Source organism: Sulfurisoma sediminicola (assembly GCF_003865015.1).
GTDB classification, from domain to species: Bacteria; Pseudomonadota; Gammaproteobacteria; order Burkholderiales; family Rhodocyclaceae; genus Sulfurisoma; species Sulfurisoma sediminicola.
Genome location: NZ_BHVV01000001.1, coordinates 478,703 through 502,346, shown reverse-complemented (window position 1 = coordinate 502,346; position 23,644 = coordinate 478,703). Strand labels below are relative to the sequence as shown.

The window sequence follows — 23,644 nt, the reverse complement described above, 5'->3', positions numbered from 1 at the left end:
CCCCATGACACCGATGACAAACATTGCTCCGATTTTCCGCCGGGTTCTGCTGGCGTTGCTGCTTCTGCCTTCTTTCGTTCTCGCCCAGGGGAACAGTATCGACACGCTGCAGGTCGGTCAACATGAGGGCCAAACAGTCGTCAAGATCGGGTTGCGGCAGGCCCTGACCGCGCCACCGTCTAGTTTTTCCGTTGCCGACCCGGCACGCATCGTCTTCGACTTTCCGCAAGCCAGCAACGGCTTGGGGCGCAACGTCCAAGAAGTCGATCAGGGTGAATTGCGAAGTGTAAATATTGTGCAGGCCGGCGATAGAACGCGTCTGGTGCTGAATTTGAAGAAAATGGCACCCTTCGAAACGAAGCTCGAAGGAGGCTTCGTCCTGGTTACCCTGCAATCCGCTGGCGCGTTAGCAACCCCGGTAGCGGTTGCGGACAAGCCCACCCAGCATTTTCCGGAAGTAAAGAGCAAGGTCGATCAGGAGCACTCGATCCGTGACGTAACCTTCCGTCGCGGCGCCACGGGAGAGGGTGTGGTTACGATCGATCTTACCGATGCCAATACAGGTATCGATGTGCGGCAACAGGGCAGTAATCTGATCGTCGACTTTCAGAAGACGAAGCTTCCCGAAAACCTGCGCCGCAAGATGGATGTGATGGATTTCGCCACGCCGGTGACAGCGGTGACTACGTCGACAGTGGGCAACAATGTCCGCGTGACGATCGCACCGACCGGCCTATGGGAGCATGCTGCCTACCAGTCTGACAACCAGTTCGTGCTCCAGGTCAAGCCCCTGAAGGAGGATCCGAACAAGCTGTTCCAGGGCAGTCAGCAGCGCGGCTATCAAGGCGAGAAGATTTCTCTCAATTTCCAGAACATCCCCCTGCGCGAGCTGCTTTATGTGTTCGCTGACATCACCGGCTTCAACATCGTTGTCGCCGACAACGTCGCTGGCAATGTGTCGCTGCGCCTCAACGATGTGCCTTGGGATCAGGCTCTGGAAATCGTGATGCAACAGCAGAATCTGGCGATGCGCAAGAACGGCAACGTCATGCAAATTGGCCGTGCCGCCGACCTGACTCGGCAGGAGGAAGATGCGCTGAAAGCCAGGCAGGCCATCGGCGACATCGAGCCAACGAAGACAGAGAGCATTCAGATCAACTATCAGAAGGCGGATGCGATTTCCAAGCTCCTGACCGACGCGAAACAGCCGGTGCTGTCGAAGCGCGGAACTGCGGTTGTCGATGCCTATACCAACCGGGTCTTCGTCACCGACACCCCGACGCGTCTCAACGCCGTGCGCGAGTTGATTACAGCCATTGACATCCCGGCGCGTCAGGTCTTGATCGAGGCCAAGTTCGTAGTGGCCCGGAAAACGTTCGGCTTGAACCTGGGAGCTCGAGTGAGCTTCCTGAACGAAAAGGATACCTTCTTGCGCCGCCGCGATCCGTCGATTCTGGCAGCGAATGCCGCCAACCCGATGTCGTTCCAGCCGGGTTACAGCGGTGGAAACACCTTCCGCTTCGCACTGTTCAATGCAGATGCTACGCGGATCATAAATCTCGAGCTCCAAGCTTCGGAAGTCGACACTACCGCAAAGACCATCTCCAGTCCGCGGGTTGTCGCGGAAAACAATGCTCCAGCCAAGATTTCGAGCGGAACGACCTACTACATGACTATCCCGGCATCGGGCAACACCCAGGCGAGTTCAGTCACCATCGACGCCACCCTCGCCCTCACTGTCACCCCGCAGATCACGCCGGACGGCCGCGTCAAGATGAGGCTCCAGGTGCAAGACAAGAGCCTTGCGAGCGCCCCGACCATTGCCGGTGCCGACGTCAACACGCGGGAAATCAGTACCGACGCCACGGTCGACAATGGCGGCACCTTGGTCTTAGGAGGCGTATCGAAGGTCGAATCGACCGAACGGGTCGATAAGGTGCCCTTCCTCGGCGACCTGCCAATTCTCGGCGCGCTATTCCGTACCAAAAACACGACGTCCGAAGATACCGAACTGCTCGTCTTCATCACCCCGCGAATCCTCGACCAGAAGATCGCCTTCTAACACCGGTCTGCACCAGGCAGGCTCATCGGATCCAGCGGGCAGTAGGGCCCGCTGCGGCGGCATGATGGGAAATTTCCAGAATATCTGCCTCGTCGGCATGATGGGGGCCGGCAAGACCACGGTCGGCCGACAGCTGGCGAAGCGGCTTGGCCGGCGTTTCGTCGATGCCGATCACGAAATCGAGGCGCGCACCGGGGTGCGCATCCCGACCATATTTGAAATCGAGGGCGAGGCGGGCTTTCGCCGCCGCGAGGCGGAAGCCATCGATGCCCTGACGCGCGAGCACGGCCTCGTCCTGGCGACCGGCGGCGGCGCCGTGCTCGATCCCTCGAACCGTCGCCGTCTTAAGGCGTCCGGTCTGGTCGTCTACCTGCGTGTGCTACCCTTGCTCCTTTACGAACGTACCCGGCACGACCGTAACCGTCCGCTACTTCAGGTCGCGGACCCGCTGGCCAGACTCGAGGAACTCTTCGCCCAGCGCGACCCCCTCTATCGAGAGGTGGCAGACGTCGTCATCGACACGTCCAGCGGCGGCATTGGCAGCTTGGTGCGTCGTGTCGAACTGGAACTGCGAAAGCGATGCGAACCCTGAACGTGGCGCTCGGCGCCCGCACCTACCCCATCCATATCGGCCCGGGCCTGCTGCAGCGGGCCGATATGGTCGCGGCCGCCCTGCGCACGCCGCGGGCGGCGATCGTATCCAATGACGTCGTCGCGCCCCTGTACCTGGACGCGTTCTTGGCGGGGCTGGCAAAACTCGGCGTTGGCACCACGGCGATCGTCCTGCCCGACGGTGAGGCGCACAAGAACGCGACGACGCTCGATGCGATCTATGACCGACTGCTGGCCGAACGTTGCGACCGTACCACGACGGTCATCGCCCTCGGTGGCGGCGTGATCGGCGATCTTGCGGGATTTGCGGCGGCAACCTACCAGCGTGGCGTGCCCTTCATCCAGGTACCGACGACATTGCTCGCCCAGGTCGACTCCTCGGTCGGCGGCAAGACCGGCATCAATCATCCGCGCGGCAAGAACATGATCGGCGCTTTCTGGCAGCCGCAACTGGTGCTGGCCGATACCGACAGCCTCGGAACACTGTCCGACCGCGAGCTTTCCGCCGGTCTGGCCGAAGTGATCAAGTATGGCCTGATCCGCGATCTGCCTTTTCTCGAGTGGCTCGAAGCCAACATTGAGCGCCTGCTGGCGCGGGATGCAGAAGCCCTGACCTACGCCATCGAGCGATCCTGTGCCAACAAGGCCGAGGTCGTGGCAGCCGACGAACTGGAAACGGCAAAGGAGGGTGGTCGCGCCCTGCTCAACCTCGGCCACACCTTTGGTCACGCCATCGAAACCGGTGTCGGTTACGGTCAATGGCTGCACGGCGAGGCGGTCGCCGCCGGTACCGTAATGGCGGCCGACCTGTCGCGCCGCCTCGGTTGGCTGAATGACGCCGATTTCGGCCGTGCCGTCGGCCTGCTGGCGAAGGCACGCCTGCCGGTGGAAAGCCCGGCCATGGGTGCCGACCGCTATCTCGACCTGATGTCGCACGACAAGAAGGTCATCGCCGGCCGCCTGCGCCTCGTACTGCTGAAGCGCCTGGGCGAGGCGGTGACGTACGCCGATGCCCCTGCCGCCGAGATTCGTGCCGCCATCGAGTCCTGCTGTGTCTGAACGGCAGTACGCCGGCTATGCGGCCGTCGATGGGAATTCCCGCAGCCGCCAGTTCCCCGAACCGCCGCCGCAGGCGCGCAGTGAATTCCAGCGTGACCGCGATCGCATCATCCACTCCACGGCCTTTCGCCGTCTCGAGTACAAGACCCAGGTATTCGTCAATCACGAAGGCGATCTCTTTCGTACGCGCCTGACCCACTCGATCGAAGTCGCGCAGATCGCCCGTTCAACGGCGCGCGCGCTCCACCTCAACGACGACCTCGCCGAGGCCATCGCGCTCGCGCATGATCTTGGTCACACGCCCTTCGGCCACGCCGGCCAGGAAGCCCTCGACGACTGCATGAAGGACCATGGCGGCTTCGAGCACAACCTGCAGAGCCTGCGCACCGTCGACCTGCTCGAGGAGCGCTATGGCGCCTTTGATGGCCTCAACCTGATGTACGAAACGCGGGAAGGCATCCTCAAGCATTGCGCGCCCGCGAAGGCGCGTCTGCTGGGCGAGCTCGGCCGCCGCTTTCTCGACGACCGTCGCCCCTCGCTCGAGGCCCAGCTGACCAATCTCGCCGACGAGATCGCCTACAACAATCACGATGTGGACGATGGCCTGCGCTCGGGCCTGATCGACGAAACCGCGCTGGAAGGCGTCAGCCTCTACGCCCGCCATGCTGCCGCGGCCCGCACCGAGTTTCCGGCCATCACCAGTCGCCGCCTGGTGCACGAAACGGTGCGACGCATGATCGGGGCACTGGTGGGAGACCTGCTCGACGAATCCACCCGCCGTATCCGCGCCGCGGGCGTGGCGAGCCTCGACGATGTCCGCGCCGCGCCGGCGTTGATCGGCTTCAGCCCGGCGATGCAGGCGGAGAACCGCGAACTCAAGGTCTTCCTGCGCGAGAACCTCTACCGCCATTATCAGGTGCTGCGCATGACCAACAAGGCCCGCCGCATTATCGGCGAGCTCTTCGCCGCCTTCACCGCCGACCCGCGCCTGCTGCCGCCGCAATATCAGGCGATGGCGCAGGCGGATGGACGCGACGCCCTGCTTGGCGACAGCCGCGCCCGCGCCGTGGCCGACTACATCGCCGGGATGACCGATCGCTATGCAATGAAGGAGCATCGGCGCTTGTTCGGTGTCGGCGAGATCGACTAGGTTCGCCGCCAACTCATTGACAGGGGGGGCGAAAAGCCCCAAAATGCGCGTCCTTTCGCCGCCGCCCTGCTGCATTGCGGCGAGAATTGGGGAGTCGCCAAGCTGGTTAAGGCACCGGATTTTGATTCCGGCATGCGAAGGTTCGAATCCTTCCTCCCCAGCCAGAATACTCGCGGGCAGGCCTGAAAACGACTCGGGTCTGCCCTCTTCGTTTTAACGCAAGTAACGCACAGGTCCGGCGCCCATGGCATACGACAGCCTGATGGTCTTCACCGGCAACGCCAATCCCAAGCTGGCGGCCGATGTCGTGCGTCGTCTCAACATCTCGCTCGGACGAGCCGCCGTCGGCCGCTTCTCCGATGGCGAGACCAGTGTCGAGATCCTCGAGAACGTGCGCGGCAAGGATGTATTCATCCTGCAACCGACCTGTGCGCCGACCAACGACAACCTGATGGAACTGGTCATCCTCGCCGATGCGCTGAAGCGCTCGTCGGCCGGCCGCATCACCGCCGCCATTCCCTATTTCGGCTACGCCCGCCAGGATCGCCGGCCGCGCTCGGCGCGCGTACCCATCGCCGCCAAGGTAGTCGCCAATCTCCTGCAGGCCGCCGGCGTGCAGCGCCTGATGACCGTCGATCTCCATGCCGACCAGATCCAGGGCTTCTTCGATATCCCGGTCGACAATATCTACGCCGCGCCCATCCTGCTCGGCGACATCTGGAAGCAGAGCCATCCCGACCTGCTGGTGGTCTCGCCCGACGTCGGCGGCGTGGTGCGCGCGCGCGCCATCGCCAAGCGCCTCGAGTCCGACCTCGCCATCATCGACAAGCGTCGCCCCCGCGCCAATGTTTCCGAGGTCATGAACATCATCGGCGACGTCGATGGCCGCACCTGCGTCATCATGGACGACATCGTCGATACCGCCGGTACCCTGTGCAAGGCCGCTCATGCATTGAAGCAGCACGGCGCCAAGCGCGTGCTGGCCTACTGCACGCACGCGGTGCTGTCGGGTTCGGCCATCCCGCGGATCCAGGAGTCCGACCTCGACGAACTGGTCGTCACCGACACCATCCCGCTGCGCGAGGATGCCAAGGCCTGCAACCGCATCCGCGTCGTGCCCATCGCCCACCTGCTGGCCGAGACCATGCTGCGCATCAGCAACGAGGAGTCGGTGTCCTCGCTGTTCATGGATTGAACCTGTTTCTCAACCCCCTGCCTGGTCGCGGGCAGGGTTTTTCACCACTGGAGTAATCATGCAAATCGAAATCAACGCCACCAAGCGCGAACTGCAGGGAACGAGTGCGAGCCGCCGCCTGCGTCGCGCCAGCCGGGTCCCCGGCATTCTGTACGGCGGCACCGCCCAGCCGCAATCCATCGAGTTCGACCACAACGAACTCTTCCAGCACCTGCGCAAGGAGGCTTTCTATTCCTCCGTCCTGACCATGAACGTCGACGGCGCCAAGGAAATGTGCCTGCTGCGCGACGTGCAGCGCCACGCCTACAAGCCCCTGATCCTGCACGTCGACTTCCAGCGTATCGACGCCACCCATGCGATCCACCAGAAGGTGCCGCTGCACTTCGTCAATGCCGACATCGCTCCGGGCGTCAAGCTTTCCGGCGGCATGGTCCAGCACGTCATGACCGAAGTCGACGTCAAATGCCTGCCCAAGGATCTGCCCACCTTCATCGAAGTGGACCTCAAGGACCTCGTCGGCGGCGCTTCGATTCATGTCACCCAGCTCACTATGCCGGCCGGTGTCACTCCCGTCCTGCACCGGGGCGAGGATCCCGTCGTTGCAGCCGTCGTCGTCCGTGGCGGTGGTGCCGCGGCCGAGGAACTTGAAGCCGCCCCGGTCGAGACCCAGGTCATTACCGAGAAGAAGCCGGTCGAGAAGACCGAGAAAAAGTAATTGCAAGCTGAGCTTCGTCTCATCGTCGGCCTCGGCAACCCCGGGGCCGAATATTCCGAAACCCGGCACAACGCCGGGTTTTGGTTTTGTGAGCGTCTGGCGCGCGAACTCGGCGTGACGCTGTCGCGCGAGTCGCGCTTCCACGGCTTTGCCGGCAACGCGCGCGCCGACAATCTCTGGCTGCTGTTGCCGCAGACCTTCATGAACCGCTCGGGCCAGTCGGTCGGCGCGCTGCTGCGCTTCTACCGCATCGAGCCGGCGCAAATGCTGGTGGTGCATGACGAACTCGACCTGCCGCCGGGGCAGACGCGCCTCAAGTTCGGCGGCGGCCTCGGCGGCCACAACGGCCTCAAGGACATCACCTCGCACCTAGGCACCCAGGACTACTGGCGGCTGCGCGTCGGCATCGGCCATCCCGGCGACAAGAACGAAGTCGCCGATTACGTGCTGAAGCCGCCGCGGCGCGAAGAAGCCGAGGAAATCGAGTCTGCACTCGACCGTGCCCTGCTAGCCTGGCCGCTGCTCGCCCGCGGTGACTACAACGCGGCGACGCAGAAGATCAATTCCCGGCCGGCGCCACCGAAAACGGAAGCAACAAAGGAAACCCCATGAGCCTCAAATGCGGCATCGTCGGCCTGCCCAACGTCGGCAAGTCCACCCTGTTCAATGCCCTGACCAAGGCCGGCATCCAGGCCGAGAACTACCCGTTCTGCACCATCGAGCCCAACGTCGGCATTGTCGAGGTGCCGGATCCGCGCCTGGCGGCGCTGTCCGCGATCGTCAAGCCGCAGAAGATCCAGCCGGCCATCGTCGAGTTCGTCGACATCGCCGGCCTCGTCGCCGGTGCCAGCAAGGGCGAAGGCCTTGGCAACCAGTTTCTCGCCAACATCCGCGAGACCGATGCCGTGGTCCACGTCGTGCGCTGCTTCACCGACGACAACGTCGTGCATGTCGCGGGCAAGATCGATCCGCTTTCCGACATCGAAGTCATCGACACCGAACTTGCGCTGGCCGACCTCGCCACCGTCGAGAAGGCGCTGGCGCGCTATTCCAAGCAGGCGAAGTCCGGCGGCGACAAGGAGGCGAAGCTGCTGGTGGCGGTGCTGGAAAAGTGCCTGGCGCAACTGAACCAGGCCAAGCCGGTGCGGGCGCTCGACCTCTCCAAGGAGGAGTGGGCCAACCTGCGCCAGTTCTTCCTCATCACGGCGAAGCCCGTCCTCTACATGGCCAACGTCAAGGAAGGCGGCTTCGACCACAATCCCCATCTCGACGCCGTGCGGACGCACGCCGCGGCGGAGAAGGCCGACGTGGTCGCGATCTGCGCCGCGATCGAGGCCGAGATCGCCGATCTGGCGGACGAGGACAAGCAGATCTTCCTCGCCGACATGGGCATGGAAGAGCCGGGGCTGAATCGTCTGATCCGCGCCGCCTATCACCTGCTCGGCCTGCAGACCTACTTCACCGCCGGCGTCAAGGAAGTGCGCGCCTGGACCATCCATGCCGGCGATACCGCCCCGCAGGCGGCCGGCGTGATCCACACCGATTTCGAGCGCGGCTTCATCCGCGCCCAGACCATCGCCTACGACGACTTCATCGCCTGCGGCGGCGAGCAGGGCGCCAAGGAAGCCGGCAAGATGCGTTCGGAAGGCAAGGAATACGTCGTTAAAAATGGCGACGTGATGAACTTCCTCTTCAACGTCTAGGATCCACAGCCGCCCTTGGTAGGGCGGCGTCAGCAGACGGTCGTCAGTTGGCCTGCGCCGCGATGTCGGCGCGCACCTGGTCCATGTCGAGCGCCTTGACCTGATCGATCAGCTGATCGAAGGCCGAGGCGGGCAGGGCACCGGCTTCGGCGTAGATGATGATCTGTTCGCGGAAAACCATCAGCGTCGGAATCGAGCGGATGTTGAAGGCGCCGGCGAGTTCCTGCTGTTCCTCGGTGTTGACCTTGGCGAAGCTGATGTCCGGATGCTTTTCCGAAGCCGCCTCGAAAGTAGGCGCGAAACCGCGGCAGGGCGCACACCACGGCGCCCAGAAATCGACGATGACCGTGCCCTTGCCGTCTTTGGCGCCGATGGTTTCCTTGAAATTGTCGGTGGTGAGTTCGATCGTTGCCATTGCATTTCCTTGATTTAAGACCGAGCATCCTACCCGTTTCGGGACGGTCATGGTATCAATGCGCCTCATGCCGCCATCACCGATTTATCGCGGGCGATTCGCCCCTTCGCCGACCGGGCCATTGCATTTCGGCTCGCTGGTCGCGGCGCTCGGCAGCTGCCTCGAGGCGCGCGGTCAGGGTGGCGAGTGGCTGCTCCGCATCGAGGACGTGGACGAGCCGCGCTGCCCGCCCGTCGTGGCCGAAGACATCCTGCGCACGCTTGAAGCCTGCGGCTTCGCCTGGGACGGCGAGGTGCTGTGGCAGAGCCGGCGCACGGAGCGTTATCACGAGCTGTTGCGGCAACTACAGGAGGATGGCCGCGCCTATCCTTGTGCCTGTACCCGCCGCGAGCTGGCCGATTCGCAACTGGCGCCCGATGGCGCACATGTCTACCCGGGCACCTGCCGCGACGGCCTGCCGCCGGGCCGGGAGGCCCGCGCCTGGCGTCTGCGGGTGGATGATGTCGTGGTGCCGTTCGACGATGCGCTGCAGGGGCACGTCGCACAGGATCTCGCTCGCGACGTCGGCGATTTCGTGCTGTTGCGCGCCGACGGCTATTTCGCCTACCAGCTCGCGGTGGTGGCCGACGATGCCGACCAGGGCATCACCCATGTCGTGCGCGGCGCCGATCTGCTCGACTCGACGCCACGGCAGATATTCCTGCAGCGCCGCCTCGGTCTGCCGACGCCGGCCTATGCCCACCTGCCGGTGGTCGTGAATGCCGCGGGGGAGAAACTGTCCAAGCAGACGCTGGCGCCCGCGATCGACCGCGTGGCGCCGGTGCCAGCCCTGTACGCCGCATTGCGTTTTCTCGGCCAGGCGCCGCCGGCCGAACTGGCGCATGTGCCGGTTTCGGAGTTCTGGCAATGGGCGCAGGCGGCGTGGGACATGGCGCGGGTGCCGCACCGCCGTGCCGCCAGCGCCGATTTCGGCAACACCTAGCCGGAATAATCCTTGCGGCCGTAGCCGACGATGCCCATGGCCAGGCGCACCACGCCGTAGGCCAGCCAGCGGGCGACGCGCATCGGCAGCGGCGCCGCCCGCCAGTCCTCGTGGCGCACCTCGCGCGCGCCGGCGTCCATGGCACCTTGCAGGCTAGCGCGCAGTGCCGCGCCGAAGGCCGCATCGGCGACGACGACGTTGGCCTCGCGCGCCATCAGCAGGCTGAAGGGGTCGATGTTGCTCGACCCGACGGTGCTCCAGCAGCAGTCGATCACCGCCACCTTGGCGTGGAGAAAGCTCTTGTGGTACTCGAAGATGCGGATGCCGCTGCCGAACAGGGCGCCATAGAGCGCCTGGGTGGCATGGTGCAGCAGGCGGTACTCGACCCGGCCCTGCAGCAGCACGGTGACTTGCACGCCGCGTTTCGCTGCGCCGGCCAGGGCATGGCGGAAGCGTCGGCCGGGCAGGAAATAGGCGCTGGCCAGCAGCACCTCCTGTCGGGCGCCGGCGATGGCGTCGAGGTAGGCTTCCTCGATGTCGCGGCGGTGGCGCAGGTTGTCGCGCACCACGAAGGCCGCGCGGATGCCGCCGCGCGGCGTGTCGTCGGGCGCCCGGTGTGGCGGATCGAGCAGGCGCCGCCGCAGCCGGGCCCAACGCACGAGCTGCCAGATCTGCCGCGTCGAGGCGTGGATGGCCGCGAGCAGCGGGCCCTCGATGCGCACGGCGTAGTCGTAGCGCGGCGGGATCTGCTCGGGCGTGGTGCCCATGTCCCAGTCGTCGATGATGTTGATGCCGCCGACGAAGCCGACGCGACCATCGATCACCGCGACCTTGCGGTGCAGGCGCCGCAGGCGGTGCCGGCGCAGGCGCAGCGGTGCGATCTCGGCGCGATAGACCAGCACCTCGACGCCAGCGCGCTCGAGTTCCGCACCGAAGGCGGTCGGAAACTCGCGCGCGCCGAAGCCGTCGACCAGCACGCGCACGGCGACGCCGCGCCGCGACGCCTGCGCCAGCGCTGCGCTGACCGCCCGGCCGGTGGCGTCGTTGGCGAAGATGTAGGTCTGCAGGTGGACTTCGGTCGCCGCCGCGTCGATGGCGGCGATCAGCGCCGGGAAATATTCCGCGCCGGTTTCGAGCAGTTCAACGCGGTTGCCGGCGGCGAAGCGGGGCTTCATGCGCTGCGCCTACCGCTTAGGCGCGGCCGAGATAGGCCGAAAGCGCGGCATGGTCGGAGATGCGCGACCACGGCTCGCCGTGGTGCACCTCGCTCCCCGTCACCGCGAGGCCGCGGACATAGATGCGGTCGAGGCGGAACAGCGGCAGCGCGCTCGGGAAGCTGCGTGGTGGGCGACCCGCAGCGCCGCCGAAGACCTCGAACATGCCCAGCCGCTCGGCCAGCAGATCGTGGGCGCGGTTGCGCCAGTCGTTGAAGTCGCCGGCGATCAGCAGCGGCGCGTCGGGCGGCACGATGGTCTCGATGCGGGTGGCGAGCGCGTCGAGCTGATGCCGGCGCGAACGACCGAACAGCGAGAGATGGACGCAGACGCAGTGCAGCGGCCGCTCCAGTCCGGCGACCTCGACCGCGCAATGCAGCAGGCCGCGTTTCTCGAAGCGCAGACGGGTCACGTCCTGGTTGTGCTGGGCGATGATGGGGAAGCGCGAAAGGATGGCGTTGCCGTGGTGGCCATGGTCGTAAACCATGTTGCGGCCATACGCCGTGGCCTGCCAGACGTCCTCGGCGAGGAACTCGTGCTGTGGTTCCGCCGGCCAGGCATCAAAGCGCTCGGCGTGGCCGAGGTGCAGCCCCTGCACTTCCTGCAGGAAGACGATGTCGGCGCCGATCTGGCGCAGACGCTCGCGCAGCTCGTGCACTACCATGCGCCGGTTGAACTGCGAGAAGCCCTTGTGGATGTTGTAGGTGGCGACGTGCAGTTTGAGGGACATGTCAGGACGCGTCGAGCATCCGTTGCAGCGCGATTTTCGCGAGTCCCGCCTCGTGCTCAGGTACCTTGATCTGGTTGACCACCCTGCCATCGGCCAGGTTCTCCAGCGTCCAGGCCAGGTGCTGCGGGTCGATGCGTTGCATGGTCGAGCACATGCAAACCGTTGGCGCCATGAACTGCACGATCTTGCCCTCGTGCTTCACTTCCTCGGCCAGGCGCTCGACCAGGTTGAGCTCGGTGCCGACCAGCCAGCGGGTGTCGGGTGCGGAGTCCTTGACCGTCCTGATGATGGTCTCGGTCGAACCGATGGCATCCGACTGCCTGCATACCTCGAAGCTGCATTCGGGGTGCGAGATGACCTTGCCGTCGGGGTATTGGTTGCGAAACTTGATGATGTGCGCCGGCTGGAACATCTGGTGTACCGAACAGTAGCCGTGCCAGAGGATGATCTTCGCCTTTGCGATCTGCGCCTTGGTGAGGCCGCCCATTTCGAGATCGGGGTTCCAGATCGCCATCTCGTCCAGCGGGATGCCCATCTTGTGGCCGCTCCAGCGGCCGAGGTGCTGGTCGGGGAAGAACAGCACCTTCTCCCGCCGGGCGAACGACCACTCGAGGATCTTCGGCGCGTTGCTCGATGTGCACACGATGCCGCCGTGCTCGCCGCAGAAGGCCTTGAGGTCGGCGGCGGAGTTGATGTAGGTGACCGGCGTGACCTTCTCGTCGGGATTCATCACCGAGGACAGTTCGCGCCAGGCGCGCTCCACCTTGGCCAGGCTCGCCATGTCGGCCATCGAACAGCCGGCGGCGAGGTCGGGCAGGATGGATATCTGTTCGGGACGGGAGAGGATGTCGGCGACCTCGGCCATGAAATGCACGCCGCAGAAGACGATGTAGTCGGCGTCGGACTGCGACGCCAGGCGCGAGAGCTTGAGCGAGTCGCCGGTGAGGTCGGCGTGCTGGTAGACGTCGGCGCGCTGGTAGTGGTGGCAGAGCAGCACGGCCTTGTTGCCGAGCCTGGCCTTGGCGGCGCGGATGCGTTCCGTGGCCTCGCGGTCGGCCAGCGCGTTGAAGCGGTCGAAGCTGATGGGTACGATTTGCACGACGGACATGATGGCAGGCTTTAGAATTCGCCGGACACGAAAACTGGATCAACGAGTATAACGATTTCCTAATGCTGGGCGAAGACATCACCGCTGCCGGGCAGGTCGATCCCGAACGCTTTCGCGAAGGCCAGCGCATCACATGGGTCAGCGTCGGCGTCAACATCGTGCTGACCGCGATGCAGGTCGTCGTCGGCCTGCTGGCGCATTCGGTCAGCCTCATCGCCGACGCCATGCACACGCTCTCCGACGTCGTCGCCGACGCCTTCGTCCTCTATGCCAACCGCAAGGGCGCCGAGGCGGCCGACGAGGAGCATCCCTACGGCCATGGCCGCTTCGAGACGGCCGCCTCGCTGGTGCTGGGCCTGCTGCTGGCGGCGACCGGCACCGGCATCCTCGTGTCCGCCGCCGGACGCTTGCAGGATCTGGGCAGCCTGCCGCCGGTCGGCGTGGCGGCGATGTGGGCGGCGATATTCACGCTGCTGGCCAAGGAAGGCCTGTTCCGCTACATGTTGGGCGTGGCGGAACGCCTGCGCTCGCCGATGCTGGTGGCCAACGCATGGCATGCGCGCGCGGACGCGCTGTCCTCGCTGGTCGTGGCGGCCGGCGTCGGCGGCAGCCTGCTCGGTTTTCCTTTTGCCGATGCGGCGGCCGCGATCATCGTCGGCGCCATGATCGTCAAGGCCGGTGTCGGCTTCGCCTGGGATGCCTTGCGCGAGCTTATCGACACCGGGCTGTCGGCCGAGGAGGTGGCGCGCATCAAGGGCACCATCGCCGATACCCCCGGCGTGGTGGATCTGCACGAGCTGCGCACGCGGCGCATGGCCCACCAGGTGCTGGTCGACGCGCATATCCAGGTCGACGGCCGCATCAGCGTCTCCGAGGGCCATCGCATCGCCGAGACCGCGCGGGCGAGCGTGCTCAGGGATCATCCCGAAGTGCTCGACGTGCTGGTGCATGTCGATGCCGAGGCCGATCTCGACCACTCGCCGCGGACGCGCGAACTGCCCGAGCGCGCCGTGCTGCTCGCACACCTGCGCCAGTTGCTGGGAGAGGAACTGCCCGAGCCCGAGCGGGTGGTGCTGCATTATCTCGGTAACCGGGTCGAGGTCGAGGTGACGGTGGATGCCGACGCCGCGGCGTCCTGCCAGCGCCGACTTTCCGAGCGCCTGCCCGACGACCCCTGGTTTGAAGCCGTGACGCTGCTGCAACGCGTTGCACCAAAATAGTGCAACATCTGTGCAGAATGCACCAGGATGGAGCGGCACCTCCTCTCGAGTTTTGTGTCGAATTGTTGTGGCACAATGTTTTGCCCGCCGCCGGCCGTTGGCACGCTACCTGCTAATTTCCCGTCGCACAGGACACCCCGTCCCCGAATTCACCTTCCAGGAGAGCTTTAAATGACGCCCCAAGACGTAATCAAGATGGTCGAAGAGCGTGAAGTCAAGTTCGTCGACTTCCGCTTCACCGATATCCGCGGCAAGGAACAGCACGTTGGTGTGCCGGTTTCCGCTTTCGGCCTCGAAAAGTTCGAGGACGGCCACGCTTTCGACGGCTCGTCGATCTCCGGCTGGAAGGGCATCCAGGCCTCCGACATGCAGCTGATGCCGGATCCCTCGACCGCCTATATCGATCCCTTCATGGACGAGACCACGCTGATCCTGTCATGCGACGTGGTCGAGCCGGCCGACGGCAAGGGCTACGACCGCGATCCGCGCTCCATCGCCAAGCGCGCCGAGGCCTACCTGAAGTCCTCGGGCATCGGCGACGCCGCCTACTTCGGCCCCGAGCCCGAGTTCTTCATCTTCGACAGCGTCGAATGGAAAGTCGACATGTCCGGTTCCTACTGCAAGGTCTTCTCGGAAGAGGCCGCCTGGGCCACCGCCGAGAAGTTCGAGGGCGGCAACACCGGCCACCGCCCCACCGTCAAGGGCGGCTACTTCCCGGTTCCCCCGGTCGACAGCCTCAACGACATTCGCGCCGCCATGTGCCTGGCGCTGGAAGAGTGCGGCGTGCCGGTCGAGGTGCATCACCACGAAGTCGCCACCGCTGGCCAGTGCGAGATCGGCACCAAGTTCAGCACCCTGGTGCAGCGCGCCGACTGGACGCAGATCCTCAAGTACATCGTGCATAACGTCGCACACAGCTACGGCAAGACCGCGACCTTCATGCCCAAGCCCATCGTCGGCGACAACGGTTCCGGCATGCACGTGCACCAGTCGATCTGGAAGGACGGCAAGAACCTGTTCGCCGGCAACGGCTACGCCGGCCTGTCCGAGTTCGCGCTCTACTACATCGGCGGCATCATCAAGCACGCCCGCGCGCTGAACGCCATCACCAACCCCGGCACCAACAGTTACAAGCGCCTGGTGCCCGGCTTCGAAGCCCCGGTCAAGCTGGCCTACTCGGCCCGCAACCGTTCCGCCTCGATCCGCATCCCCTTCGTGCACAGCGACAAGGCCCGCCGCATCGAGACCCGTTTCCCGGATCCGACCGCGAACCCCTACCTGGCCTTCACCGCGCTGATGATGGCCGGTCTCGACGGCGTGCAGAACAAGATCCACCCGGGCGAACCCGCCGACAAGAACCTCTACGACCTGCCGCCGGAAGAGGATGCGAAGATCCCGACCGTCTGCTCCTCGCTGGACCAGGCGCTCGACTACCTCGACAAGGATCGCGAGTTCCTGACCCGCGGCGGCGTCTTCAGCAACGAATTCATCGATGCCTTCATCGAGTTGAAGATGGAAGAAGTCACCAAGTTCCGCATGACGACCCACCCGGTCGAGTACGACATGTACTTCTCGCTGTAAGCTGCCGCCGTAACTTTTTGCAGGCTGCTGCGTTTGAAAAGGACGGGCTCCGCCCGTCCTTTTTGCGTTTACTCCCTCGGCGATTACTCGCCTACAATTGATCGACCCCAATCCTGCATGACGCCATGATGAAACCACGCACGCTGCTGCTGTCGCTGCTTTGCCTCGCAGGGCCGGCCCTGGCCGACACGCTCTACAAATGTACCGATGCCGAGGGACGCACCACCTATACCAACAACAAGGGCGGTGCCAAGAACTGCGCCGTGATCTCGCGAGACAAGCCGATATCGACGTACTCGGCGCCCAAGGCGCAGCCCAATGCGCCGACGCCGGGCGACTTCCCCAAAGTGGGTGCCGGCGAGCAGAAGGCGCGCGACGGCGACCGCCGCGCGATCCTCGAGCAGGAACTGGCCAGCGAGCAGAAGAATCTCGACGAGGCCAGGAAGGCGCTGGCTCAGCAGGAGGCCGCAGGACCGGCCGGCCAGGCCAGGTCGCCGGAGCGCCTCAAGCCGTATCAGGACACCGTGCAGTTGCACGAGCGCAATATCGATGCGCTCAAGAAGGAAATGGGTAGCCTCAAGTAATCGTTTGTGGCGTGCTTCTTGCTGCCCTGTTTCCGGCATGAGCACCGAACAACGCCCCATCGAAGAATTCGCCGGCCTGGACCTGCTGTCCTCCGCCGTCATCCTGCTCGACGGCGAGCAACGGATCCGCCACCTCAACCCGGCGGCGGAGAACCTGTTCTCCGCCAGCCAGCGCGTCTGGCTCGGGCGGCCGCTTTCGCAATTGCTCGGCACCCCGCCGGTGCTGGTCGAGGCGCTCGACAATGCGCTCCGCAACAACTGGAGCTATACCGGCCACAGCGTCCCCTTCCAGCGCAGCGAGTCCGTCGTCTTGCACCTCGATTGCACGGTGACGCCGATCGAGACGCCGCATGCGCGGCTGTTGCTCGAGTTCCGCCCCATCGACCACCAGCTCAAGGCGGCGCGCGAGGAACGCGAGGCGGTGCAGCAGCAAGCCAATCGCGAGCTGATCCGCAACCTCGCCCACGAGATCAAGAATCCGCTCGGCGGCATCCGCGGTTCGGCGCAACTGCTCGAGCATGAGCTCAGCGCCCACGACAACGCGCCGCAGCTCAAGGAATACACCCAAGTCATCATCAAGGAGGCGGATCGGCTGCAGGAGCTGATGCGACGGCTGCTCTCCTCGCATCGGGCGATGCAGCCGTCGCAGACCAACGTGCATGAACTGCTCGAGCGCGTCCGGCGGCTGATCCATGCCGAGTTCGCCGGCGTCCGGGTGCAGCGCGATTTCGACCTGTCGCTGCCCGAGATCACCTGCGACCGCGAGCAGGTGATCCAGGCGGTACTCAACATCGTGCGCAACGCGGCACAGGCGATGAAGGGCGAAGGTGAAATCGTCCTGCGCACCCGTGTCATCCGCCAGGTCACGCTGGCGAAAAAACGCTACCGCCTGGCACTCGAATTGCAAGTGATCGACAACGGTCCGGGGATAGCGGAAGAGATGCGGGACAAGATCTTCTATCCGCTGGTTTCGGGACGCGAGGATGGCAGCGGCCTCGGCCTCACGCTGGCGCAGGGAATCATCCAGCAACACCATGGCAGCATCGAGGTCGAGTCGAAGCCGGGCCGCACCTGCTTCACCATCCGCTTGCCGATAACGAACGGGCAGAAGAACGAATCATGAACAACACAGTCTGGATCATCGACGACGATCGTTCCATCCGCTGGGTGCTGGAAAAGGCGCTCGGCCGCGAGGACATTCCCAGCCGCAGCTTCGAGTCGGCCAACGAGGCGCTCGCCGCGCTCGCCGACGGCGACAAGCCGAGCGTGATGGTCTCCGACATCCGCATGCCGGGACAATCGGGACTCGACCTGCTCAAGCGCGTGAAGGAAAGCGTGCCCGATCTGCCGGTCATCATCATGACGGCCTATTCCGACCTCGACTCGGCAGTGGCGGCCTTCCAGGGCGGTGCCTTCGAGTATCTGCCCAAGCCCTTCGACGTCGACCAGGCCGTGAGCCTGGTGCGGCGGGCGCTGGAACAGACGGCGCACCGAGGTGGTGCATCCGAGCCGCAGGCCCTCGCCCCGGAGATTCTTGGTCAGGCGCCTTCGATGCAGGAAGTGTTCCGCGCCATCGGTCGCCTGGCGCAATCCCATGCCACGGTGCTGATAAACGGCGAGTCGGGCACCGGCAAGGAACTCGTCGCGCGTGCCCTGCATCGCCACAGCCCGCGGCGCGACGCCCCGTTCATCGCCATCAACACCGCGGCCATCCCGCGCGACCTGCTCGAGTCCGAGCTCTTCGGCCACGAGCGCGGTGCATTCACCGGTGCGGCCACCCAGCGCCGCGGCCGTTTCGAACAGGCCGAGAACGGCACGCTCTTCCTCGACGAGATCGGCGACATGCCGGCCGAACTGCAGACGCGGCTGTTGCGCGTGCTCTCCGACGGACACTTCTACCGCGTCGGCGGCCACCAGCCGGTCAAGGCCAACGTGCGGGTGATCGCCGCCACCCACCAGAACCTCGAGACGCGGGTCAAGGACGGCCTCTTCCGCGAAGACCTGTTCCATCGCCTCAACGTCATTCGCCTGCGCCTGCCCAGCCTGCGCGAGCGGCACGAGGACATCCCGCTGCTGGCCAAACATTTCCTGCAGAAGAGCGCGCAGGAACTCGGCGTCGACGCCAAGCGCCTCTCCGACGAGGCCTTGCGTTTCCTCCAGGGACTCGATTTCCCCGGCAACGTGCGCCAGCTCGAAAACCTCTGCCACTGGCTGACGGTCATGGCCCCCGGGCAGGTCGTCGAGGTCGCCGACCTGCCGCCGGAAGTGCGCGACGAACCACGCAGCGAGGGGCCCTCGGACTGGCTGGCCGCCCTTGCCGGCGAGGCCGACCGCGTCCTCGCCGCCCGGCCAGGCGAGGCCTTCGACCTCCTCAGCAGGGAATTCGAACGCACGGTGATCGGCCGCGCACTCGCCGCGACCGGCGGCCGCCGCATCGAGGCCGCGCAGTCGCTCGGCATCGGCCGCAACACCATTACCCGCAAGATCCAGGAACTCGGCATCGACGACGGGAAGGAGTGATAATCGGCCCACCGTGGCCGACATCACCGTTCCGCTCTCCGTCCCCGCCATCGCCGCCGCTCTCGGCGGCGCGGCCTGCCGTTTCGACATCGACCTGCGGGCCGAGTGCGGTTCCACCAACGCCGAACTGCTCGCCCGTGCCGCGAGCGGAGCGCCCTCAGGCACGGTGCTCGCGGCCGAACGGCAGACCGCCGGGCGCGGCCGCATGGGGCGCGAGTGGCTCGCCGCCGCCGGCGACAGCCTGACCTTCTCCCTGCTGTGGCGCTTTGCCGACGGCATCGACCTGAGCGGCCTGTCGCTGGCCGCGGGTGTCGCGGTGGCGCGCGCCCTGGAAAAACTCGGGCGACCGCTTGCAGCGGAGGGGGCCCCACGCAGTGGGGGCGTAGCATCCGCAAGCGGAATGCGCGACGCCGAACTTCGAAGCGCGGCCGCCGCATCCGCCTCCGCGGTCGCATCCCCGCAAGCGGGACTCCTGCTCCACGCTCCGGCGTCGCTTAGCGCCACGGCGTTGAAGTGGCCCAACGACGTGCTCAAGGATGGCCGCAAGCTCGGCGGCATCCTCATCGAACTGCAGTCGAACACGGCCGCGGTGATCGGCATCGGCCTCAACCTGCGCCTGCCGGCAGCCATGCCCGACGAGATACGCGCGAGCGCAGCCGCACTGGACAGCGATGTCGATCCCAACCTTCTGCTCGCGGCGCTGCTGAGGGAGTTGCTCGCCGTGCTCGACGCCTTCGCCGTCGCCGGCTTCGCTGCGGTGCGCGAGGAGTGGCTCGCCCGCCATGCCTGGACCGGCCGGCCGGTTCGCGTGCTGATGCCGCATGCCGCGCCGCTCGAAGGCATCTGCGCCGGCATCGCCAGCGACGGCGCCCTGTTGCTCGAAACCGCTGCAGGCGTGCGGCGCATCCTGTCCGGCGACGTGTCGCTGCGCCTGCAATGATCCTCTGCATCGACAGCGGCAATACCCGCCTCAAGTGGGGTCTGCGCGACGGCGATGCCTGGCTGGCGACCGGCGCGGTCACGCATGCGCAGGCTGCCACGCTTGCCTTGCCACAATCGCCGATCCGCATCGTCGCCTGCAACGTCGCCGGTGCGGCGGGCAGCGCGGCGATCGAGGCGCTGGCGCGGCGTCATGGCCTTGCCGCCGAATGGGTGCGCTCGCAGGCCGCGCAATGCGGGGTGGTCAATCGCTACGACAACCCCGACCAGCTGGGTGCCGATCGCTGGGCGGCGCTGGTCGGCGCACGGGCGCTGCAGGCGGGCGCCTGCATCGTCGTCATGTGCGGCACGGCGACGACCGTCGACGTGCTCGATGGCGCCGGCATCTTCCAGGGCGGCCTTATCCTGCCCGGGCTCGACATGATGCGCGCCGCGCTGGCGGACAGTACGGCCGACCTGCCGACGGCGCGCGGCGACTACCGCGAGCTGCCGCGCAACACCTTCGACGCGATCGCCAGCGGCGCCATCCAGGCCACGCTCGGCGCCGTCGAGCGCATGGCCGCTCCGCTCGGCCCGGATGTCTCCTGCCTCATCTCGGGCGGCGCCGCGGCTCTGCTTGCGCCCCGCCTGGTGACGCCGCATCGCGTCGTCGACAACCTCGTGCTCGAGGGTGTCGCGCGCATTGCCGCTGCGCTATGATGGTCTTTCATTTCCGAACCCCGAGGAGCTTGCCATGGCGCTGATGGATTTCATCAAGAAGCAGTTCATCGACATCATTCAATGGACCGAGGACGACGGCGAAACCATGGCCTGGCGCTTCCCCATGGCCGACTTCGAGATCCAGTACGGCGCCTCGCTCACCGTGCGCGAATCGCAGATGGCCGTGTTCATCAACGAGGGCAAGGTGGCCGACGTCTTCGGCCCCGGCATGTACAAGCTCACCACCCAGACGCTGCCGGTGCTGACCTACCTGCAGAACTGGGACAAGCTGTTCGAGTCGCCCTTCAAGTCCGACGTCTATTTCTTCAGCACCAAGGCCCGGCTCGACCGCAAGTGGGGCACGCCCAACCCGGTGACCATCCGCGACAAGGACTTCGGCATGGTGCGGCTGCGCGCCTTCGGCATCTACGCCTACCACCTGGTCGATCCCAAGCTCTTCCATACGACGATCTCCGGCGTGACCGCGAGCTACACGACGGAACAACTGGAAAGCCAGTTGCGCAACACCATCATCGGCCACATCTCCGACATCTTCGGCGAGTCCGGCGTGCCCTTCATCGACATGGCGGGCAACCAGCTCGAGTTCGGCAACGCGTTGAAGGCCAAGATGGATCCGATGTTCCAGGGCTACGGCATCCAGCTCGACAGCCTCAACGTGCAGAACATCTCGCTGCCCGAGGAACTGCAGGCCATGCTCGACAAGCGCATCGGCGTAAACATGATGGGCGGCATGAGCGAATACACCCGGTTCCAGACGGCCGAGGCGATCCCGCTGGCGGCGCAGAACGAGGGCGGCCTGGCCGGCCTCGGCGCCGGCGTCGGTGTGGGGTTCGGCGTCGGTCAGCAGGTCGCGGCGAGCATGGCGCAGTCGCTTAATCCCATGGGTGGCGCGCCGGGTGCTGCGGCTGCGCCAGCGGCGGCGGCCGCACCGGCCGTGCCGGTGTCTCCCGACGAAATCATCGCCACCATCGAGAAGCTGCACGGCATGTTCGGCAAGGGCATCCTGTCGCAGGCCGAGTTCGAGGCCAAGAAGGCCGAGCTGATGAAGAAGCTGGGCTAAGGATCGTCCGGCTCAATCATGGGCAAGGTAGCCCGCTGTCCCTCCTGCGGGGCGCCGGTCGAGTTCAAGTCGGTCGTCTCCGTCCTCGCGGTCTGCGACTACTGCCAGAGCACGCTGGTCCGCCGCGGCGAGGAACTCGAGAACCTCGGCAAGATGGCCGAGCTGCTCGAGGACCGCAGCCCCCTGCAGCGGGGCGCCGAGGGGCGCTGGCAGGGCGTGCATTTCGGCCTGATCGGCCGCATCCAGTTGAAGTACGAGCAGGGCCTGTGGAACGAATGGCACCTGCTCTACGACAACGGCAGAAGCGGTTGGCTGTCGGAGGCCGGCGGCGAATACGTGCTGTCGATGCCGCTGCGTGTGAACGAGCCGCTGCCGGCCTTCGCCGACATCGCGCTCGGGCAGAAATACGCGGTCGCCGGGCGCAACTTCGCCGTTACCAATATCCTCAATGCCGAATGCGTCGCCGGCGAGGGTGAACTGCCGTTCAAGGTCGGCGCCGGTTACCCGGCGCCGGTCGTCGACCTGCGGGACGAGCAGGGCGGTTTCGCCACCTTCGACTACAGCGACGATCCTGAACGGCCGCTGGTCTTCGTCGGCGACAGCGTCGATTTCAAGAGCCTCAATTGGGCCAAGCTGCGCGAAAAGGCGCCGATCCCCGAGGTCACGCTCAAGGCCCGCGCCTTCAACTGCCCGAGCTGCGGCTCGCCGCTCCAGGTTGCCCACGGCAACATCGAGACCGTCGGCTGCGGCAGCTGCGGCGCGGTGCTCGACACGACGCACGAGACGGTCAAGCTGCTGGCGCGCGTTTCGGCGCAGATCGAGCAGCCGCGTCTGCCGCTCGGCAGCAAGGGCAAGCTGCGCGACGAGTCGGTCGAGATCATCGGCTTCATGCGTCGCTGCATGACCGCCGATGGCGTTGACTACTGCTGGGACGAGTACGTTTGCCTCGGCGCCGACAACAAGCTGCTCTGGATGACGCAGTACGACGGTCACTGGAACCTCGCCCGCGTGCTGCCGCGTGCCGTGCTGACGGCCGTGGGCTCCGTCACCTACGAGAAGCAGGAGTTCAAGCATTTCCAGGGCTACACGGCAAGGGTCGCCTACGTCATCGGCGAGTTCCCGTGGCGGGTGCGGCTCGACGAGACGGCGCGCGTCGACGATTACGTCGCGCCGCCGCGGATGCTCTCGCGCGAGACCACCGACAACGAGGAGACGTGGACGCTGTCCGAGTATGTCGCGCCGGAGGAGATCGCCGCGGCCTTCGCTCTCGCGGAAGGGCTGCCGAAGCCGGTCGGCGTCTATGCCAACCAGCCCAATCCGCTCGAGGAGCGCCATCGCCGGGTCTGCCGGCGCTTCTGGCAGTTCGGCCTGGCGGCCGTCGTCATTCACCTCGTCCTGCTGATCGTCGGTCCCGGCGGCACGCTGTTCAAGCAGCAACTGACCTTCGATCCGCAGGACGACGAGCCCAAGCTGACCCGCGAGTTCAAGCTGGCGGGCGACGGCAACCGGCTGGAGATCGCCCATCGCACCGGCATTACCAACAACTGGCTGGGCCTCAACCTGACCCTGGTCAACAAGGACACCGGCCAGGCCTGGCAGGAGAGCCGGGAAATCGCCCGCTACGAGGGCGTCGACGGTGGCGAGAGCTGGTCGGAGGGTTCGCGCGACGACGAGATCGTCTTCGGCAACCTGCCGGCGGGCACCTACGTGCTGGCCATCGATCACGACATGGATGCCAAGAGTGCCATGCTGTCGGCAGAGCTCAGCGTGGCGCGGGCAGGGCCGCGCTGGTCTTCGCTGATCCTGCTGTGGCTGGTGCTCGTGCTCTTCCCGCTCTGGACCCGCGTTCGGCGCGGCAGTTTCGAAGTCAGGCGCTGGGCCGAGAGCGATCACCCGATCGTCACCTCCGGCGACGACGGAGACGATTGATGGCCCGCATCTACGCGATTATCGGCATGCTGGCGGTGAGCGTCATGGCCTGGGCCGACTATCGCGGCGTCGGCCTGTTCGACGACATGGCCCATTCGCAGCCGAACCGGCTCAACCCTTCGCAGCGCAGCACCTTCCACAAGTAA

The 23,644-nt window shown here is 65.6% G+C and carries 23 protein-coding genes and 1 tRNA gene; 20 read left to right on the top strand and 4 right to left on the bottom strand.

Going from position 1 to position 23,644, the window contains the following annotated elements:
• Positions 1–4: 4 nt before the first annotated feature.
• The 9 genes from EJE94_RS02355 to ychF all read left to right on the top strand — a co-directional run bounded on the left by EJE94_RS02355 (position 5) and on the right by ychF (position 8,496).
• Positions 5–2,062, top strand: a complete 2,058-nt coding sequence (locus EJE94_RS02355) for a type IV pilus secretin PilQ (RefSeq protein WP_165904735.1) — start codon at positions 5–7, stop codon at positions 2,060–2,062.
• A gap of 64 nt (positions 2,063–2,126) precedes the next feature.
• Positions 2,127–2,654 carry a shikimate kinase gene (locus EJE94_RS02350; protein ID WP_121240552.1) on the top strand — a complete coding sequence of 176 codons (528 nt, stop codon included), beginning with the start codon at positions 2,127–2,129 and terminating at the stop codon, positions 2,652–2,654.
• A complete protein-coding gene (gene aroB, locus EJE94_RS02345; RefSeq protein ID WP_121239876.1) occupies positions 2,642–3,733 on the top strand; it encodes a 3-dehydroquinate synthase in 1,092 nt (363 codons plus the stop codon). The genes EJE94_RS02350 and aroB overlap by 13 nt, the downstream gene beginning before the upstream one ends.
• The gene (locus tag EJE94_RS02340) at positions 3,726–4,883 is read left to right on the top strand and encodes a deoxyguanosinetriphosphate triphosphohydrolase (protein ID WP_243642501.1); all 1,158 of its coding nucleotides are present in this window, start codon (positions 3,726–3,728) and stop codon (positions 4,881–4,883) included. The genes aroB and EJE94_RS02340 overlap by 8 nt, the downstream gene beginning before the upstream one ends.
• Positions 4,884–4,970: 87 nt before the next feature.
• Positions 4,971–5,047, top strand: a tRNA-Gln gene (locus EJE94_RS02335).
• 80 nt (positions 5,048–5,127) lie between these two features.
• A complete protein-coding gene (locus EJE94_RS02330; protein ID WP_121239874.1) occupies positions 5,128–6,078 on the top strand; it encodes a ribose-phosphate pyrophosphokinase in 951 nt (316 codons plus the stop codon).
• A gap of 58 nt (positions 6,079–6,136) precedes the next feature.
• The gene (locus EJE94_RS02325) at positions 6,137–6,793 is read left to right on the top strand and encodes a 50S ribosomal protein L25/general stress protein Ctc (RefSeq protein ID WP_121239873.1); all 657 of its coding nucleotides are present in this window, start codon (positions 6,137–6,139) and stop codon (positions 6,791–6,793) included.
• Positions 6,794–7,405 carry an aminoacyl-tRNA hydrolase gene (gene pth, locus EJE94_RS02320; RefSeq protein WP_121239872.1) on the top strand — a complete coding sequence of 204 codons (612 nt, stop codon included), beginning with the start codon at positions 6,794–6,796 and terminating at the stop codon, positions 7,403–7,405.
• Positions 7,402–8,496, top strand: a complete 1,095-nt coding sequence (gene ychF, locus EJE94_RS02315) for a redox-regulated ATPase YchF (protein ID WP_121239871.1) — start codon at positions 7,402–7,404, stop codon at positions 8,494–8,496. The genes pth and ychF overlap by 4 nt, the downstream gene beginning before the upstream one ends.
• Before the next feature lie 43 nt (positions 8,497–8,539).
• On the opposite strand, the gene trxA is transcribed toward ychF, so the two are convergent.
• The gene (gene trxA, locus EJE94_RS02310) at positions 8,540–8,911 is read right to left on the bottom strand and encodes a thioredoxin (protein ID WP_121239870.1); all 372 of its coding nucleotides are present in this window, start codon (positions 8,909–8,911) and stop codon (positions 8,540–8,542) included.
• A gap of 67 nt (positions 8,912–8,978) precedes the next feature.
• On the opposite strand from trxA, the gene gluQRS reads away from it, so the two are divergent.
• Positions 8,979–9,893: a tRNA glutamyl-Q(34) synthetase GluQRS gene (gene gluQRS, locus EJE94_RS02305; protein ID WP_121240550.1), complete on the top strand. Its 915-nt coding sequence runs from the start codon at positions 8,979–8,981 to the stop codon at positions 9,891–9,893.
• Here gluQRS and clsB read toward each other — a convergent pair.
• From clsB to nadA, 3 genes are read right to left on the bottom strand one after another with little or no spacing between them, the layout of a single operon-like run.
• A complete protein-coding gene (clsB, locus tag EJE94_RS02300; RefSeq protein WP_121239869.1) occupies positions 9,890–11,068 on the bottom strand; it encodes a cardiolipin synthase ClsB in 1,179 nt (392 codons plus the stop codon). The two genes, gluQRS and clsB, sit on opposite strands and share 4 nt — an antisense overlap.
• A gap of 16 nt (positions 11,069–11,084) precedes the next feature.
• Positions 11,085–11,837: an endonuclease/exonuclease/phosphatase family protein gene (locus EJE94_RS02295; protein WP_121239868.1), complete on the bottom strand. Its 753-nt coding sequence runs from the start codon at positions 11,835–11,837 to the stop codon at positions 11,085–11,087.
• Between the two features lies 1 nt (position 11,838).
• The gene (gene nadA / locus EJE94_RS02290) at positions 11,839–12,936 is read right to left on the bottom strand and encodes a quinolinate synthase NadA (protein WP_121240548.1); all 1,098 of its coding nucleotides are present in this window, start codon (positions 12,934–12,936) and stop codon (positions 11,839–11,841) included.
• Between the two features lie 71 nt (positions 12,937–13,007).
• On the opposite strand from nadA, the gene EJE94_RS02285 reads away from it, so the two are divergent.
• From EJE94_RS02285 to EJE94_RS14555, 10 genes are all read left to right on the top strand, one after another.
• Entirely contained in the window at positions 13,008–14,165 is a 1,158-nt protein-coding gene (locus EJE94_RS02285) for a cation diffusion facilitator family transporter (RefSeq protein ID WP_121239867.1), read from the top strand.
• A 171-nt stretch (positions 14,166–14,336) separates the two neighbouring features.
• Complete coding sequence (gene glnA / locus EJE94_RS02280) at positions 14,337–15,746, top strand: type I glutamate--ammonia ligase (RefSeq protein WP_121239866.1); 1,410 nt, start codon at positions 14,337–14,339, stop codon at positions 15,744–15,746.
• A 125-nt stretch (positions 15,747–15,871) separates the two neighbouring features.
• Positions 15,872–16,330: a DUF4124 domain-containing protein gene (locus EJE94_RS02275; RefSeq protein WP_243642500.1), complete on the top strand. Its 459-nt coding sequence runs from the start codon at positions 15,872–15,874 to the stop codon at positions 16,328–16,330.
• A gap of 37 nt (positions 16,331–16,367) precedes the next feature.
• Positions 16,368–17,453: a nitrogen regulation protein NR(II) gene (glnL, locus tag EJE94_RS02270; RefSeq protein ID WP_121239865.1), complete on the top strand. Its 1,086-nt coding sequence runs from the start codon at positions 16,368–16,370 to the stop codon at positions 17,451–17,453.
• Complete coding sequence (gene ntrC, locus EJE94_RS02265) at positions 17,450–18,850, top strand: nitrogen regulation protein NR(I) (RefSeq protein WP_121239864.1); 1,401 nt, start codon at positions 17,450–17,452, stop codon at positions 18,848–18,850. The genes glnL and ntrC overlap by 4 nt, the downstream gene beginning before the upstream one ends.
• Before the next feature lie 13 nt (positions 18,851–18,863).
• Positions 18,864–19,790: a biotin--[acetyl-CoA-carboxylase] ligase gene (locus EJE94_RS02260; RefSeq protein ID WP_121239863.1), complete on the top strand. Its 927-nt coding sequence runs from the start codon at positions 18,864–18,866 to the stop codon at positions 19,788–19,790.
• Entirely contained in the window at positions 19,787–20,488 is a 702-nt protein-coding gene (locus tag EJE94_RS02255) for a type III pantothenate kinase (RefSeq protein ID WP_121239862.1), read from the top strand. The genes EJE94_RS02260 and EJE94_RS02255 overlap by 4 nt, the downstream gene beginning before the upstream one ends.
• Positions 20,489–20,522: 34 nt before the next feature.
• A complete protein-coding gene (locus EJE94_RS02250; protein WP_121239861.1) occupies positions 20,523–21,569 on the top strand; it encodes an SPFH domain-containing protein in 1,047 nt (348 codons plus the stop codon).
• 18 nt (positions 21,570–21,587) lie between these two features.
• Positions 21,588–23,498 carry a DUF4178 domain-containing protein gene (locus tag EJE94_RS02245; RefSeq protein ID WP_121239860.1) on the top strand — a complete coding sequence of 637 codons (1,911 nt, stop codon included), beginning with the start codon at positions 21,588–21,590 and terminating at the stop codon, positions 23,496–23,498.
• On the top strand, positions 23,498–23,644 hold the full coding sequence (locus EJE94_RS14555) for a hypothetical protein (RefSeq protein ID WP_165904734.1): 147 nt from the start codon (positions 23,498–23,500) through the stop codon (positions 23,642–23,644). Before EJE94_RS02245 ends, EJE94_RS14555 begins: the two co-directional genes overlap by 1 nt.

Excerpts from the sequence above, each read along its gene's own strand:
- EJE94_RS02295 (WP_121239868.1), bottom strand. The coding sequence starts at position 11,837 with ATGTCCCTCAAACTGCACGTCGCCACCTACAACATCCACAAGGGCTTC.
- clsB (WP_121239869.1), bottom strand. The coding sequence starts at position 11,068 with ATGAAGCCCCGCTTCGCCGCCGGCAACCGCGTTGAACTGCTCGAAACC.
- EJE94_RS02285 (WP_121239867.1), top strand. The coding sequence starts at position 13,008 with ATGCTGGGCGAAGACATCACCGCTGCCGGGCAGGTCGATCCCGAACGC.
- EJE94_RS02245 (WP_121239860.1), top strand. The coding sequence starts at position 21,588 with ATGGGCAAGGTAGCCCGCTGTCCCTCCTGCGGGGCGCCGGTCGAGTTC.
- gluQRS (WP_121240550.1), top strand. The coding sequence starts at position 8,979 with ATGCCGCCATCACCGATTTATCGCGGGCGATTCGCCCCTTCGCCGACC.
- EJE94_RS02350 (WP_121240552.1), top strand. The coding sequence starts at position 2,127 with ATGGGAAATTTCCAGAATATCTGCCTCGTCGGCATGATGGGGGCCGGC.
- EJE94_RS02355 (WP_165904735.1), top strand. The coding sequence starts at position 5 with ATGACACCGATGACAAACATTGCTCCGATTTTCCGCCGGGTTCTGCTG.
- ychF (WP_121239871.1), top strand. The coding sequence starts at position 7,402 with ATGAGCCTCAAATGCGGCATCGTCGGCCTGCCCAACGTCGGCAAGTCC.
- trxA (WP_121239870.1), bottom strand. The coding sequence starts at position 8,911 with ATGGCAACGATCGAACTCACCACCGACAATTTCAAGGAAACCATCGGC.
- glnA (WP_121239866.1), top strand. The coding sequence starts at position 14,337 with ATGACGCCCCAAGACGTAATCAAGATGGTCGAAGAGCGTGAAGTCAAG.
- EJE94_RS02250 (WP_121239861.1), top strand. The coding sequence starts at position 20,523 with ATGGCGCTGATGGATTTCATCAAGAAGCAGTTCATCGACATCATTCAA.
- EJE94_RS14555 (WP_165904734.1), top strand. The coding sequence starts at position 23,498 with ATGGCCCGCATCTACGCGATTATCGGCATGCTGGCGGTGAGCGTCATG.
- EJE94_RS02330 (WP_121239874.1), top strand. The coding sequence starts at position 5,128 with ATGGCATACGACAGCCTGATGGTCTTCACCGGCAACGCCAATCCCAAG.
- ntrC (WP_121239864.1), top strand. The coding sequence starts at position 17,450 with ATGAACAACACAGTCTGGATCATCGACGACGATCGTTCCATCCGCTGG.
- EJE94_RS02255 (WP_121239862.1), top strand. The coding sequence starts at position 19,787 with ATGATCCTCTGCATCGACAGCGGCAATACCCGCCTCAAGTGGGGTCTG.
- aroB (WP_121239876.1), top strand. The coding sequence starts at position 2,642 with ATGCGAACCCTGAACGTGGCGCTCGGCGCCCGCACCTACCCCATCCAT.
- glnL (WP_121239865.1), top strand. The coding sequence starts at position 16,368 with ATGAGCACCGAACAACGCCCCATCGAAGAATTCGCCGGCCTGGACCTG.
- EJE94_RS02275 (WP_243642500.1), top strand. The coding sequence starts at position 15,872 with ATGATGAAACCACGCACGCTGCTGCTGTCGCTGCTTTGCCTCGCAGGG.
- EJE94_RS02325 (WP_121239873.1), top strand. The coding sequence starts at position 6,137 with ATGCAAATCGAAATCAACGCCACCAAGCGCGAACTGCAGGGAACGAGT.